Origin of the sequence: Caballeronia hypogeia (assembly GCF_001544875.2) — a bacterium.
GTDB lineage: Bacteria > Pseudomonadota > Gammaproteobacteria > Burkholderiales > Burkholderiaceae > Caballeronia > Caballeronia hypogeia.
Genome location: NZ_FCOA02000002.1, coordinates 310,603 through 325,264, shown reverse-complemented (window position 1 = coordinate 325,264; position 14,662 = coordinate 310,603). Strand labels below are relative to the sequence as shown.

Below are 14,662 nucleotides of genomic sequence, written 5' to 3'. Positions count from 1 at the left end.
CTTTTATACTCTGGCTCAAGTCCCAGCATCACGCGCCCAAAAAACTGAGCCCATGAAAAAGATCAAGCCCGGTCTCGTGCTCGAACTCGTCGCCAATCTGCTGCTACCGTGGCTCGCGTATCGGCTGGCGCTGCCGTATTGGGGCGATGTCGGCGCGCTGTACGCGTCGGCGGCGCCGCCGCTCGTCTGGAGTCTCGTCGAATTCGCGCGCTCGCGCCGCGTCGATGCGCTTTCCGCACTCGTGCTGTTCGGCATCGCGCTGTCGATCGTGATGCTCGCGATGGGCGGCAGCCCGCGCATCCTGCTCGTGCGAGAGTCGCTCGCGGCGGGCGCGACGGGCATCGTGTTCCTATGCTCGCTGCTGTTCGAGCGCCCGCTCGTCTTCTATCTCGCGCGCGCGACCGTCACGCGCGAGCAGGAAGGCGGCGCGGAACGCTTCGAGGCGTACTGGAGCGAGAGTGCGTCGCTGAGAGCGTCGTTGCGGCTCATGACGCTTGTATGGGGTGTCGGCCTCACGATCGAAACCGTGCTGCGTTTCTGGTTCGCGTGGACGTGGCCGGTCGAGCGTTATCTGGTGCTCTCGCCGGTCGTCAGCTACGTGATCTACGGCGGGCTGCTTGCGTGGACGTTCTGGTTTCGCGCGCGGCTTATCGAACGTCAGGGCGGGTCGGGCGAGCGCGCGCCCTCGCGCGACGGCTTACCCGGTTAGGGTCTCGTCCGCGCGCGAATCGCACGCTTCGATATGCCGCGCGATCGCCGCGTTCACCGCGTGCGCGTGCGTGAGCGGCCCCATGTGTCCCGCATCCGGCACGACGATCAGCTGCGCCGACGGCAACAGAGCGGGCAGCGTCTCGGCGATCAGGCGCGTCGGCGCGGGCGCATGCTCGCCGCGCATCACGAGCGTCGGAATGCGCAGGTCGGCATATGCGCTCGCAGGCGTCGGCTCGTGAATCAGCGCGCGAAAATCGAGTGGTGCTTTCGGCACCCAGCGCGTCAGCATGGCCTGCACGGAAGGCCGCAGCGCCGACCAAGCGCCCCGCCCGCCCCAATAGTCGACGAACGAACTCGCCGCGCCGCGCAGATCGCCCGCCACCACGCCTTCCGCCGTCAGCGAAGCGATCGCGAGAATCTCCGCGAATTCCGCGGCGCCGCGCGCACCCATGCCCTTCAGCAAATGAAACGCCGACGGCTCGTAGAGCGTGATGCTGGCGACGCCGTGCGGCCGTTCCAGCGCCGCGCGCAGCGCGACGCCACCGCCATATGAATGGCCGACGAGATGCACCTTGCCGCGCTGTTCGTCGATGATCGCGACGGTCCGCGCCGCTTCGTCCGCAAGTGTGAATGCGCGCTCGCCGCTCCACGGCCCGACGCTGTCGCAGCCGTAATGCTCGGGCGCGATGAGCGCGTAGCGGCCGCTCAACGAGTCGAGCGTTTCGCCGAGTTGACGCCATTGATTCGCGCCCGCGCCCGAGCAATGCAGCGCAATGACCGGGGCGGCGCGGCTTTCATCATCGAGAGTCGTCATCGTTCGTTCTCGCTGTTCGTTAACACGTACCGCTCAGAAATCGAACTCGCACGCGCGCATGCGCCGCTCGAGTTCGCCGATATCCGCGCTCGAAGCCAGATAGGCGTCACGCCGGCCATGTTCCGCGCGATCCAGCATCAATTCGGTCCAGCAGACCAGCAGCGGCAAGAAGATGTCCTTGGCCATATTGATCAGGTATCCCAACATGATTCGCTCCACATGCACCATCGATCGTTCAATGACATGCCGGCTGAGCGATCCAGTGTGTCGGGCAACTTGCGCAATTCGCTGAGGCGGCGGGTAGCGGCTTGCAACGCAGCGACCGTGCCAGTTGCCCGTGCGCCTTGTCAGGCAAGGCTTGGCGCGAGTTCAGCCGCGTGCCGTACGACACGGATGTCGGGCGCGAGCCAACGCTTTCGATGACGAAAGACGGTGCGACGCGAACAGCACGGCCGCCGCGTCCGCTGCCGGGCATCTGCCATCGATACGGCCGGCAACATGGAAATATTCCGCGGCGCGGGGTCAAGCTCGCGCGCGGCTGCGCCGTTAAACAGGGCTGACCGGCACGCAAGGCGCCGCGCAGCGGCTTGCCGATGGCGCGATAAGATACGGCAGCGTTCGATTCCCGCGCCCCGCCGGGCGCCTCGCAATCGCTCATTCGGAGACCAACGGCGTGCTCAATCGCCAATCGCTCACCTTCAGGATGACGGTGTTCATCGTCGTCGTCTGCGTGCTGCTGGTCAGCACGGACGTGTGGCGCAGCGTCGCCGCGCGCCGCGTGCAGATCGACGAGATGACCACGGCGACCTCGAATCTCTCGCGCGCGATGGCGCAACACGCGAACGACACCTTCAAGGAAGCCGATACGACGCTGATCGGCATGGTCGAGCGCATCGAGGAGGACGGCACGTCGCCGGAGGCGCTCGTACGGCTGCATCGCTCGCTCGCGACGCGCGTCGCGCAGTTGCCGCAGTTGAACGGCCTCTTCGTCTACGACAGGGACGGCGCGTGGGTCGTCAACTCGCAGCCGGCGCTCGAATCGCGCTTCAACAACTCCGATCGCGAATACTTCGAATATCACCGCACGCACACGGATCAGGGCACGCATATCGGCCCGCCGGTGCAGAGCCGCTCCACCGGCAGATGGATCGTGCCGGTGTCGCGACGCATCGACGCGCCCGATGGCAGCTTCGCGGGCGTCGCGCTCGCGACCATCGACATCGAATTTTTCTCGCGCTTTTACGACAGCCTCGATCTCGGGCAATCCGGCGCGGCGGTGCTGGTGCTGAACACAGGCGTGATGGTGGTGCGCCGGCCGTTCGAGGACCGCTTCGTCGGCAAGAACGTGATCCACACCACGCTCTTTCGCGCTCATCTCGAACCGGGCCGCGCGGGCATCTTCACGACGAACTCCTCGCAGGACCACATCACGCGCCTGAACAGCGTGCGCGAGTTGCAGGACTATCCGCTGTTCGTCGCGGCCGCGCTCGCCGAGGACGAAATCCTCGGGCCGTGGTGGCGCGACACCCTCTGGCACGCGTGCGTGACCGGATTGCTCGCGCTCGTGCTGGCGCTGTTCGGCGCGTCGCTCGTGCGCCAGGTCACCGCGCGCACGCGCGTCGAGCAGGAACTCGCGCGCAGTCTCGCTACAACCCAGACCGTGCTCGACACCGCGATCAGCCCGATCATCACCGTGGACGAACGCGGCGCGATCCGCTCGTTCAATTCGGCCGGCGAGAAAGTGTTCGGCTACAAGGCGAACGAGGTGATCGGACAGAACATCCGGATTCTCGTGCCACCGCCGCATCTGGATGCGTACAACGAATACATAATGCAATTCAAGTGGGACAACCGGGCGACTGCGGAATGCGAGCTGGCGGGCTTGCGCAAGGACGGCACGTCGTTTCCCGCGCACGTATCCACCGGCGCGATGTATCTGGATGGCGCTTTGCATTTTGTATCGGTAATTACGGATATTTCGCGCCAGAAGAAGGAGCGCAGCGAGCTCGCCGACGCGCGCGACCAGTTGCTGCTCGCGGCCGATATCGCCGAACTGGGCATCTGGTCGTGGGACCTCGCGACGGGCAAGCTGCACTGGAACGCGCGCATGTTCGAGATCTATCAGTACCCGCACGAGCTGCTCGACAACGGCCTGCATATCGAGCACTGGCGGCTGCGCGTTCACCCGGAAGATCGCGACGCCACTTTTACGGGTCTGCGCGAAGCGGTCGCCGGACGCACCGGCGACTTGCCTCCGTTTCGCATCGTCCTGCCGGACGGCACGACGCGGCGCATCCAGAGCGGCATGCGCACACAGCGCGATGCCAACGGCACGGCCGTCGTCATGACGGGCGTGAATTACGACATCACGGATCAATACGAGCTCGAGTTCCATCTGCGCAACGCGAAGGAACAGGCCGACGAGGCCAGCGCGGCGAAGTCGTCGTTCCTCGCGAACATGAGCCACGAAATCCGCACGCCGATGAACGCGGTGCTCGGCATGCTGCATCTCGTGCAACTGACGACGCTCGACGGCCGTCAGCATGACTACGTGAGCAAGGCCGAGACGGCCGCGAAGTCGCTCCTGAATCTGCTCAACGACATCCTCGATTATTCGAAAATCGAAGCGGGCAAGCTGCAGCTCGACAGTCATCCGTTCGAGCCGGAAAAGCTGATGGAGGAGCTGGCCGTCGTGCTCTCGGGCAATCAGGGCGAGAAGGACGTTGAAGTGCTGTTCGACCTCGATCCTTCCCTGCCCGCCGTCCTTATCGGCGACGGCTTCCGGCTGCAGCAGGTGCTCATCAATCTCGCGGGCAATGCACTCAAGTTCACTTCGACCGGGCAGATCGTCGTGAGCGTGCAGCGGCTGGACACGTCGAACGATGCGGTGCGCGTGCGTATTTGCGTGAGCGACAGCGGTATCGGCATCAGCGAAGAACAGCTCGAACGCATCTTCGAGGGCTTCACGCAGGCGGAAGCGTCGACATCGCGGCGCTACGGCGGCTCGGGCCTCGGGCTCGTGATCTCGAAGCGCCTCGTCGCGATGATGGGCGGACAGCTCGAAGTGCAAAGCCGCATGGGCGAAGGCAGCCGCTTCTGGTTCGACATCACGCTCGGCGTGGACGCAAGCCAGCCGCGTATGCATGACGAAGGCGCGATTCCCGGACAGGGCGCGCGCATTCTCATCGCGGACGACAATGCCATTGCCGGCGAGATCATGTCGCGCACGGTGCGCTCGCTCGGCTGGCAGGCCGATGTCGTGACCAACGGCGTCGCGGCGATCGAGCGTATCGACGCCGCGGCGCGCGGCGGTGCGCCCTATGATGTGGCGCTGCTCGACTGGCGCATGCCAGTTCTCGACGGTCTCGACACCGCGCGGTTGATCGGCACGATGACCAGCTCGCAGAGCCTCTTAGCGCCACCGCTCGTGCTGCTCGTCACGGCGTTCGGGCGCGAGGTGCTGAACGATTCGCAGGAAGCCGGCGACGCGCCTTTTGCCGGCTTCCTGACCAAGCCCGTGACGCCGAAGCAGCTCACGGCCGCGATCCGCGCGGCGGTTCCCGGTCATGGAGGCGCGCTGCCCGCCGACGCACGGCCATCGCTACGGAAAGCGCGGCGGCTCGCCGGACTCTCCCTGCTCGTCGTCGAGGACAACGCGCTCAACCGGCAGGTCGCGGAAGGCGTGCTGCTCGCGGAAGGCGCGCACGTGACCTTGGCCGATGGCGGCCGCGAAGGCGTCGATATGGTGCTCGCAGGCGCCGCGCGCTTCGACGCCGTGCTCATGGACGTGCAGATGCCCGATCTCGACGGACTCGAAGCAACGCGCATGATTCGCGCGGACGGCCGTTTCGCCGCGCTGCCGATCGTCGCGATGACCGCGAATGCTTCGGGCTCCGATCGCGACGCGTGCATCGAAGCAGGAATGAACGATCACGTGGGCAAGCCGATCGACGTCGAACGGCTGGTTACCGTGCTGCGCGCGCGTACCGGGCGCATGCCAGCCGACGCGCACGCGCAGGAAGCAGGCGCGCATGACGCGGCGGCTTCATCGACGACCGAGGCGCGGGATTCGATCGTCGCGCGCTTTGGCGGCAATCTCGAACTGATCCGCAACGTGGTGGATGGCTTCGGCGCCCAGACCGAAAAGCAGCTGACCAGGCTCGCCGCGAAACTCGCGGCGCAGGACGTGAAAGGCGCGGCGTCGGTGCTGCACGCTATCAAGGGCAGCGCGGGCACGGTCGGCGCGGCGGCGCTCGCGAAGCTTGCAAGCGCACTCGAAAGCGACCTGCTGAGCGGCGAGCACGACGCGCGCGGCCTCGCCACGAGCAGCGCGAACGTGCCGCGCATGCAGCAGTTGCTTGCATCGAGCGTCACGCAACTCACGCAGGAATTCGCGCGGAGGCCGTCGATACCAGCGACACGGTCGAACGAAACGCCGCTCGACGACGAGGACTGGCGCGTGCGCCTCAGCGACATCGTCACGCTGCTCGATGCGTCGAATCTGCAGGCGATCGCCCTATCTGAAAATTTGTCGCCGCATGCGCCCGCCGGGCATCGCGAGGACTTCGAGCAATTTCTCGCGCGCGTGCGTGCGCTCGACTTCGCGCGCGCATCCGAGATCGCGCGCGAGATGCTGGAGCAAGCCTGAAGCGCGCGTGGCGCGCAGGCGGCCGAAAGCGATTCAGTCGTTGCGCGTGTCGCGAGCGAACACCGGAAATTGATGCACGCTCGCACCGGGTTGCGCCTCCAGCCACGCGCGCAACTCTTCCCGCGCACGGCGCGCCGAATCCAGCGCCGCCCGCACACGCGCCTGCAGGACAGCGGGCCGCGCCGGCTTCGCGATGACATCCGCCGCGCCGGCATCGAGCGTGGACTGCTCGGTCTGAATGTCGCGTGAATCGGCGAGCACGACGATAGGTACGAGCGGATGACGCGCGAGCAATGCGCCCACGACAGCGCAAGACTCCGTGCAGCAGCCTGCATCCAGCACGATGACGGCGGGCTCATTGCGTTCGGCCGCGCGCAGCGCCGCCTCGCAATCGGTCACGAGTTCGAGCGCGCCAATGGCTTCGAGCGCGTGACGATGCGCATCGGCCGTGTCGTTCGCGAGAATGCCGAGCACCCGCACGCCCGTCGCCTTCGGCGTCGCCGGTTGAGCGCCCTGCTGTTGCAGGCGCGCATGCGCTTCCAGCAAACGGCTCTTCACGCGCAACTGCGCGCGCACGCGCGCCTGCAGTCGCGGCGCGACGAGCGGCTTGATCACGTAATCGGCCGCGCCCATGCGGAACGCGTCGACTTCGAGCGCGGGCGCGTCGTGACTCGTGACGAAGATCACCGGCACGCGCGCGAGTTGTTCATCGCGCTTGAGGAGCTCGCAGACATCGAAGCCCGTCATGTTCGGCAGATTCGCGTCGAGCAGAATCAGGTCCGGCGTCGATTCACGCGCCAGTGCGAGCGCGGCCTCGCCGGTGGTGGCAAAGCGCTGATTGGGGAATTCGGCCAGCATCTCGCCGATGATGCGGATCATCGCAGGATCGTCGTCGACGAGAAGCAAACGCGGCTGATAAGTTGAAGTGGAGTTTTCTGCCTGGTCCATGTTCGAACTGTTATTCATCTGACGATACGTATCTGCGGACTCTACACCCGCGCTGCCCGCATCGCACAATGTACATGAAGGTATTAATTATCTGATATTTCACGGCCCGCCAATTTTGAATGTACAGATAGTTCCGCGCCGAATCATATTCATAAGCGGATAAGTAATTCATTCCGATATCCTCAAATGGTCTGGGCTCCTTGCGCCGCAACGGGCAAGCCCTTGAAGCACGGGCGTTCGCTCGAGGATTCGAACGAACGTGTCGCAAAAAATTCTCTGACGTTTTTAATCGGAATCACCCGATCAATGTAAACATTCAAAATCGGCTTATCGTTTGCGGGGCTTCTTGCGGCGACATATCCGGGCGCATACTTGTCGCTACACTTAAAAAGCCGGGAAAAAGCCATGTACGGGGATACCAGAACACTCTACTTCGTCGGGCGCGCGGTGTCCGAGGATCTGGCCGAGCGATTGCACGCTCGCGGCTGGTCCATCGAGCGCATCGATCCGGCCAAACCCGGCAAGTCCGCAAAGCACGCAAGACGCGCCGCCGCGGGGATCGTCGATCTGACGAGCCGTGGCTTCGCGAACGTGGCGGCCACGCTCACCGAATTGCTCGCGAGCTACCCGATCGGCTGGGTTGCGACGGTCGATGCCGAGCATGTCGAGAATCCCGAGATCTGCCGTCTCATCCGCGATTTCTGCTTCGACTTCGTGACGGTGCCGTCCACGGCGGATCGCATCGTCGATGCGGTCGGGCATGCGTACGGCATGGTGTCCCTGCACGACACGGCTTGCAACGATCCGCGCAAGGACGATTGCAAGGAAGGCAGCATGGTGGGTTCCTGCGACGCGATGCAGGCCCTGTACCGGTCGATCCGCAAGGTCGCGATGACCGATGCGCCCGTGTTCATCTCCGGCGAGTCGGGCACCGGCAAGGAACTCACCGCGGTCGCCATTCACGAGCGTTCGGTGCGGCGTGAACAACCGTTCGTCGCGATCAACTGCGGCGCGATTCCACCGCACCTGCTGCAATCCGAACTCTTCGGCTATGAGCGCGGCGCATTCACCGGCGCGAACCAGCGCAAGATCGGCCGCGTGGAAGCCGCCGATGGCGGCACGCTTTTTCTCGATGAAATCGGCGATTTGCCGCTCGAAAGCCAGGCGAGCCTGCTGCGCTTCCTGCAGGAACGCAAGATCGAGCGCCTGGGCGGACAAGGCTCGACATCGGTCGATGTGCGCATCATTTCCGCGACCCACGTCGACATGCAGACCGCGATGCTCGAAGGACGTTTCCGCGCGGACTTGTACCATCGTCTGTGCGTATTGCAGATCGATGAGCCGCCGCTGCGCGTGCGCGGCAAGGATATCGAGCTGCTGGCCAATCACATGCTCGAGCGCTTCAGAAAGGATGCGAGCCGGCGCCTGCGCGGCTTCGCGCCGTGCGCCATTGCCGCGATCCATAACTATGGATGGCCCGGCAATGTGCGCGAACTGATCAATCGAGTGCGGCGCGCAATCGTCATGTCGGAAGGCCGGCAGATTCTCGCCAGCGATCTCGAACTCGGCGAATACGCCGAAGCCGCGCCGATGACGCTCGCGCAAGCGCGTGAGGCGGCGGAGCGCCAGGCTATCGAAGTGGCTTTGCTGCGCCATCGCGGACGCCTGGGTGAAGCGGCCGATGAACTCGGCATCTCGCGCGTCACGCTGTATCGCATGTTGACGGCTTATGGATTGCGCAAGGCGGACCGGCCGCTGGAGGCATCGGGTACATAAGCGCGCGGTGCGTGCGTGAATCATGATTCGCTTAACAGCGATTCGACGGAACCTCCCTTCACGTTCCGCGCTCCAACCCTCGCATCGCAATCGATGCAGCGTGAAATCCTGAAGCGCCGTTCGCGCATCATGCGCCGATAGCCCGTCATGCATTTCTTCTCGTAGCCCGCTGGCGTATTCTCGCGCCGCCAGATCGCGCGCTACGCAGTCTCGTTTCGATCTTTGCGCTCATGTCGCTTCTTATAGCGCTCATGCGCCATGCCATGCGTTCGACTCGCACGCCCTATAACATTGCGTGCCCGTATTGGCGTGTTCAGCGAGTAACGTGGGGTTTGTAGTCCATGCTTTCGAATAATAATGCTTCCCTCTTCCGCCAGTTCTCAGGCTATGCCGTGCCGACCGTGCTCGCCGCATGGGTTTATTGCATGCATTCGGTCATCAGCGGCATTTTCATTGGCCGCCATGTCGGCGCCGATGCGCTCGCCGCGCTGAACCTGCTCGTCCCTCTGCTCTATTTGCCTTATGCATTCAGCGTGATGATCGGCGTCGGCGGTTCGACGCTGGTATCGCGGCTCCTCGGCGAACGGCGCGAGCGCGACGCCGCCGCCGCTTTCACGCAGGCGTTATGGCTGCTGGCGGCCTGTGGAATCGCGTTCGCGCTGGGCATTTTTTGTTATGCCGACACCTTCGTGCAATGGACCGGCGCGCGCGGCGAGCTCGCGATTCTCGCCCGCGAATTCCTGCATGCCTATGCGCCTTTCGTGTTGTTTCCAACGGCGTGTTACGCGCTCGAACTCTTCCTGCGGATCGAAGGCGCGGCGAAGTTCGGACTCGCCTGCCTGATCGCGGGCGGTATCGCCGATATTGCATTGACATGGTGGATGGTCGGCCACATGCAATGGGGCATGCGTGGCGCGGCGCTCGCGTCGGGCATCAGCCAGGCGTTGGCGTGCATGCCGATGCTGGCTTATCACTTCGTCAAGGCGCGTCGAGTGCGGCCCATTGCTCATGCGTTCGCCCGACCCGACCACGCGTGGCGCATGGCGTATAACGGCGTGTCGGAATTCTTCGGCGAGATCGCCCCGAGCGTCACGCTTTTCGCGTTCAATCATGCGGTTTTACGCTGGCTGGGCGACACGGGTCTCGTCGCGTTCGCGGTCGTCGAATACATGACGATGATCGCCTCGGTCACGATGGTCGCGCTCGTGCAGAGCATGCAGCCGATCGTGAGTTTCGAGCGCGGCGCGGGCAACGCGCAAGCGGTTGCTTCCTCGTTCAGGATCGGCATCGCCGTTACGGCGGGATTCGCGCTCGCGGCATCCGGCGCCATCCTCACGCTCGCGCAACCGCTCGGCGCGCTCTTCGTCCCGGACAGCGGCGCCGCGCAGGCACTATTGCGCGAGGCCTTGCCGTGGTGCGCGCTCGCGTTCATGCCCGCCGCGCTCAACCTCGCGATCAGCGGATATCTGACCGCGATCGAGGCGCCGCTCGCCTCGATGATCGTCGCGTTGCTGCGTAGCTGGCTCCTGCTGCTGGTAATGCTCTGGCTGCTGACGGAATGGCTCGGGCCGCGCGGCATCTGGATGACCGTCGCGGTGACGGAACTGGCGACTCTCATCGCGAGCATCGTGCTGTATCGCACGCGCGGCAGACGCCTCTATCCGCCTGCATCCGCGACGGCGAGCCCGGCACAGCCGCTCTTGTAGGCGATGCTCGCGACTACGCGTCGCGCGTCAGGTGAAAGCGACGATCGACCGATGCCAGAAGACGCCTCGACAATCGCGTGGCGCGTCCTTGTATCAGCCGGTCAGAGACGCGCGAAAGACCATAAGACACGAACAGCACCGCGATCAGCGTCGCGCCGAACAGCGCAATCGACGTCTCGCCGTTCTTTTCTCCAAAGCTATGGTCGAAGAAATGGAACGTCATATAAACGCAGATGAAGTGCCACAGATAAATTCCATAGCTTTCGCGGCCGAGCGCGGCGGCGCAACGTCGAATAAAGGTGCTGCGCGAAGCGGCGGGCAGCCTGATCCGATGCTTGCGCGCATGACACGAGCACACGAACAACAGAAACGAAACCGCGCTGCATGCGGCGAAAATCGGCGCGAACACGTGCGCCTTGTCGAGCCAGACGCCGAGCGCGCCCGTCATCAACGCAAAACCCAGCGCGAGCGACAGATACAGCCACGACACGCGCTTCGTCACATCGGACGCGCCCAGCAGATGCGAACGGAACGCATACCACGCCCACATGCCGACGATGAAGCACGGCCCTTGCACCGGCGGCCAGAAGTAGCTGAAGGTGTTATTCGCGACATTGCAGTCGAGCGTGCCGTTGCAATCGCTCATCGACGTGACGGCGAGCGACAGGCCGAGCAGCAGAATCGTGGCCAGCAACAGACGCGCGCGATTCATGGCCAGGAAGAAAAGCAGCGGCGCGATCATGTAGAAGAGCATTTCCACGCCGATCGACCAGCCTCCCGGCACCACGTTATTGATCGCCGTGGGCGACAGCGCGTGAAGAAAGAAGATGTTGAGCAGCACGTCCATCGGGCCATGCGCGCCGAGGACCCACGCGCGCTCGACGCCTGAGCGCATTGCGCCATAGCTGATCAGCCCGTACACGGCGATCGCCGCGTAATACATGGGCGCGATGCGAAAGAAGCGTTTGATATAGAAACGCAACGTCACGTGCCGCGCATCCGCACAGCGCGCGTGATCCATTTCGAGCGTCATGAAGATCGTGATGGCGCTGATCACGAAAAACAGCTGGACGCCGTACTGGCCCATGCGCGCAAGCAGCGTCACGGCGCCGGGCAGATTGGGGAACTGAAACGACAGGTGCACAGCGACGACCCCGACGATCGCGAGCGCCCGGCCTGCGTCGAGCGCGGCAACACGTCCTTTTTCCATCGATACTCTCCTCGCGGTTCATTCCGACCATCAAAGGCCGCGAGGCCCGTGGACAAAAAGCGGTCCGGCAAAGTTCCGCGAACGCAGCGTGTGCAAACCAACAATTACAAGAAGAAACTTCATACACGTAAAGATACACTTTCGTGTTTGCTTGCCGCATCTCGAATAGATCGGGATCAAATAACGTTTGCGCGAATTCCGTCGAGCCGATGGCTGATTCGATTCTCGGAATCGAAAGCGATTTTTTATTCTTCTAGCTTGAAAAAGCCTTCTAATTCGCTGATATCCGCCAAGCTAAAAAAGTTGGTGGAATAGCTAACAGTGCAGCGCTCTTCATGGTCAAATATGAAAGCTTTCTGTATGATTTGATCATTAGACTGTTGCTGAAGTTGGCAAAATAACGCTTAAAACAAGTGGTTTTCCCGGAAATTTGCGCAGAATTCACGCGTTCCGTGGCGTCTTTCCGCGCTGCACGCAATATACCGACACCGCGTGAAAGCTGTGCACCACAGCTTTTCCAGCCTCGCTGCGTTAAAGAACCAGATTAAATAGCGAATTGGCGGAATTGCCGATGTATTCGAAGTAAGGGGCGGCGTAATGTGCGAAATCGTACATTGCGTTGATTTGTGTGCTGTTCCACTTGGCCGGATTAATCATTTCCCGGTCCAGCGGGAATCCTTTTAAACGGGCGACAGGGGAAATGACAACAATATCCCAATCGCAATGCGGAAGCTTCTGGAAAGATGGGTTTCTCCGTCTGCCGGATGTCGCTACGCATTCGGAAGTACAGACCTTGCGCAGTGTGGGTGACCGCCTTCTGCGCGAGAAGGCCGGTTTCACCGAAGGCCTGCTGTTCGATTTCTACCCCGAGGGAGAGGGACCGGACAAGCCGAAGCTTGCGCAATTGCATCATCCTTCGCATTTCGAGCGCAGCTTGCTGGAATCGGAACTCGTTCATCGCGTACAGCGCGTGGCCATGCAACTGCTCGGCCCCAAAGCGCGCTTCGTCAGCGACAGCTTCTTCCACAAGCCCGCACATACGGACGCCGTCACGCCCTGGCATCAGGACGAGGCTTTCACCGATCCGCGCATCGAGCATCGTGAAGTCAACTTCTGGTTCCCGCTGCAACCGGTATCGCTCGTCAACGGCTGCATGCAGTTCATTCCAGGCTCGCATCTGGGCCCGGTTCTGCAACACGGACCGATTGGCGGCGACCCGACGACGCACGGTCTGGAATGCGTGAACGGCTTCGACCTGAAGGAAGCGGTGGTGTGTCCGCTCGAACTCGGCGATTGCACCATTCACGCGGGCCGCACGCTGCATTTCGCGGGACCGAACAACTCGGACGCGCCACGTTACGCGTATTCGCTCGTGTTCGGCTTGCCGCGCCGCGCATCGCGCGAAGTTCGCACGTTCCCGTGGAACGATAATCGGCATCTGTCGCGCGATGAACGCGTGCATGATTCGCGCCGCGCGCAACGCAATTTCTGGCCGTATCTATATCGCAAGGTGCGCGAGTTCGATTACACGAACCCGTATGAATGGCGTCTGGGCGCTCATCGTGTGGCACGTCTCATCAAGGGACGCACCACAGCGAAGTGACTACGCAAGGGGGTGTTCCGCCAGCGGGCGGGCGCGTCCCGTCTCAGGAATCCTGTCTCAGGAACCGAAGGATGCGGCTGACCACCGTGACCGGCTGTTCCTGTTGCACCCAATGCCCTGCTCCTTCGATCACGTGCGCGGCGCGAAAGTCCGTGCAGGCCAGCCTGCGCATCGCTTCGAAATCGCCTGGACGCTGGTAATAGCCCCAGTCGCTCGCGCCCGCGATGAAGCATGAAGGCACATCGATCGTGCGCCCGGACCACGTTCGCAACGCATCCGAACATGCCGGGTCCGTCATGCAGCGATACCAGTTCAGGCCGCCCTGAAAACCTGTGCGTCCGTATTCGCTCACATAGACGTTCAATGCCTGATCGGGCAGCCACGTGCAGGCCGCAATTTCATCGCCGCCCGGCATATGTTCGGCGACGGTCTGCGCCATCGTCGCGTCCTGATTCATCACGTAATAGGTCGGCAGCAGCGCGAGTTGCTCTGCCGTGACGGACGTGAGCGGATGCGGGCGATTGCCCGCCCAGTCCGCGCTCTTGACGTGGTAATACGCACGCATGAAAGCCGCGAGCCCTTGCGGCGCGCACCACATGTCCTCGTTGGCCTGCGCGCCCGAGTAATACCACTGATAGTGCTTGCGCGGCGGATCGAGCGACGCGAGCGCGTTCACGGCCTCGCTCATCAACGACGAAGCAGTCTCGACCCGCGCGAGACTCGCATCGTGGGTTGCGGTATTGAACGGGAACGAGGGCGGTCCCGCGAAAGGCGCGCTCATCATGACGACGGAGGCGAACACGTCGGGACGGATCAACGCGCACCACGCGGCGACCGTCGAACCGAAGTCGTGTCCGATCACCGCCGCGACGCTGCGATAGCCCAAAGCCGACACCAGACCCAGCACATCGCGCACGAGATTCGGGAACGTGAATTCGTGCAGGTCGACATCGAACGCGGCAGCGCCGCCGATAGTGCGGCCATAACCGCGCTGGTCCGGCGCGATGACATGAAAGCCCGCGTCCGCGAGCGGCAACATGGTCTTGCGCCAACTGAAGGCCAGTTCCGGGAAGCCGTGCAGCAGCACGACGCAGGGCCGTCCCGGCGTATCGAATCCGGCTTCGAGCACGTGCATCGACAAGCCATTGCCGTTATCGATCATGCGCGCGCGAATGCCGTCGGGCAAAGGCAGATCGTGCAGCGGTTCGTTCATGTGCTGCTCCTGATTGATGATGACTTCATCTTG

At 63.2% G+C, this 14,662-nt stretch carries 10 protein-coding genes; 5 read left to right on the top strand and 5 right to left on the bottom strand.

The features are described 5' to 3' along the window. Positions 1 to 52: 52 nt before the first annotated feature. Entirely contained in the window at positions 53 to 709 is a 657-nt protein-coding gene (locus AWB79_RS04710) for a VC0807 family protein (protein WP_061166218.1), read from the top strand. Here the strand turns inward: AWB79_RS04710 and AWB79_RS04705 are convergent. Then, a complete protein-coding gene (locus AWB79_RS04705) occupies positions 698 to 1,525 on the bottom strand; it encodes an alpha/beta fold hydrolase (RefSeq protein WP_061166217.1) in 828 nt (275 codons plus the stop codon). The two genes, AWB79_RS04710 and AWB79_RS04705, sit on opposite strands and share 12 nt — an antisense overlap. Positions 1,526 to 1,558: 33 nt before the next feature. Next, positions 1,559 to 1,732 (bottom strand): DUF3563 family protein, encoded by a 174-nt coding sequence (locus AWB79_RS04700; protein ID WP_232470823.1) that lies wholly within the window; start codon positions 1,730 to 1,732, stop codon positions 1,559 to 1,561. 466 nt (positions 1,733 to 2,198) lie between these two features. Between AWB79_RS04700 and AWB79_RS04695 the strand changes: the two genes are divergently transcribed. Further along, a complete protein-coding gene (locus tag AWB79_RS04695; RefSeq protein ID WP_232470822.1) occupies positions 2,199 to 6,173 on the top strand; it encodes a response regulator in 3,975 nt (1,324 codons plus the stop codon). 33 nt (positions 6,174 to 6,206) lie between these two features. On the opposite strand, the gene AWB79_RS04690 is transcribed toward AWB79_RS04695, so the two are convergent. Next, positions 6,207 to 7,121: a response regulator gene (locus tag AWB79_RS04690; protein WP_061166477.1), complete on the bottom strand. Its 915-nt coding sequence runs from the start codon at positions 7,119 to 7,121 to the stop codon at positions 6,207 to 6,209. 405 nt (positions 7,122 to 7,526) lie between these two features. Here AWB79_RS04690 and AWB79_RS04685 point away from each other — a divergent pair, with 405 nt between their 5' ends. Together AWB79_RS04685 and AWB79_RS04680 are read left to right on the top strand one after the other, a co-directional pair. Next, positions 7,527 to 8,897, top strand: coding sequence for a sigma-54 dependent transcriptional regulator (locus AWB79_RS04685; RefSeq protein ID WP_061166214.1), 1,371 nt, complete (start codon positions 7,527 to 7,529; stop codon positions 8,895 to 8,897). A 341-nt stretch (positions 8,898 to 9,238) separates the two neighbouring features. Next, entirely contained in the window at positions 9,239 to 10,603 is a 1,365-nt protein-coding gene (locus AWB79_RS04680; protein ID WP_061166213.1) for an MATE family efflux transporter, read from the top strand. Positions 10,604 to 10,616: 13 nt separating this feature from the next. Here AWB79_RS04680 and AWB79_RS04675 read toward each other — a convergent pair whose 3' ends face one another. After that, entirely contained in the window at positions 10,617 to 11,813 is a 1,197-nt protein-coding gene (locus AWB79_RS04675) for an acyltransferase family protein (protein ID WP_061166212.1), read from the bottom strand. A 700-nt stretch (positions 11,814 to 12,513) separates the two neighbouring features. Between AWB79_RS04675 and AWB79_RS04670 the strand changes: the two genes are divergently transcribed. Continuing rightward, positions 12,514 to 13,416 (top strand): phytanoyl-CoA dioxygenase family protein, encoded by a 903-nt coding sequence (locus tag AWB79_RS04670; protein WP_061166211.1) that lies wholly within the window; start codon positions 12,514 to 12,516, stop codon positions 13,414 to 13,416. A gap of 43 nt (positions 13,417 to 13,459) precedes the next feature. Here the strand turns inward: AWB79_RS04670 and AWB79_RS04665 are convergent, their stop codons facing one another. Next, positions 13,460 to 14,629 carry an alpha/beta hydrolase gene (locus AWB79_RS04665; protein WP_061166210.1) on the bottom strand — a complete coding sequence of 390 codons (1,170 nt, stop codon included), beginning with the start codon at positions 14,627 to 14,629 and terminating at the stop codon, positions 13,460 to 13,462. Positions 14,630 to 14,662: the final 33 nt, after the last annotated feature.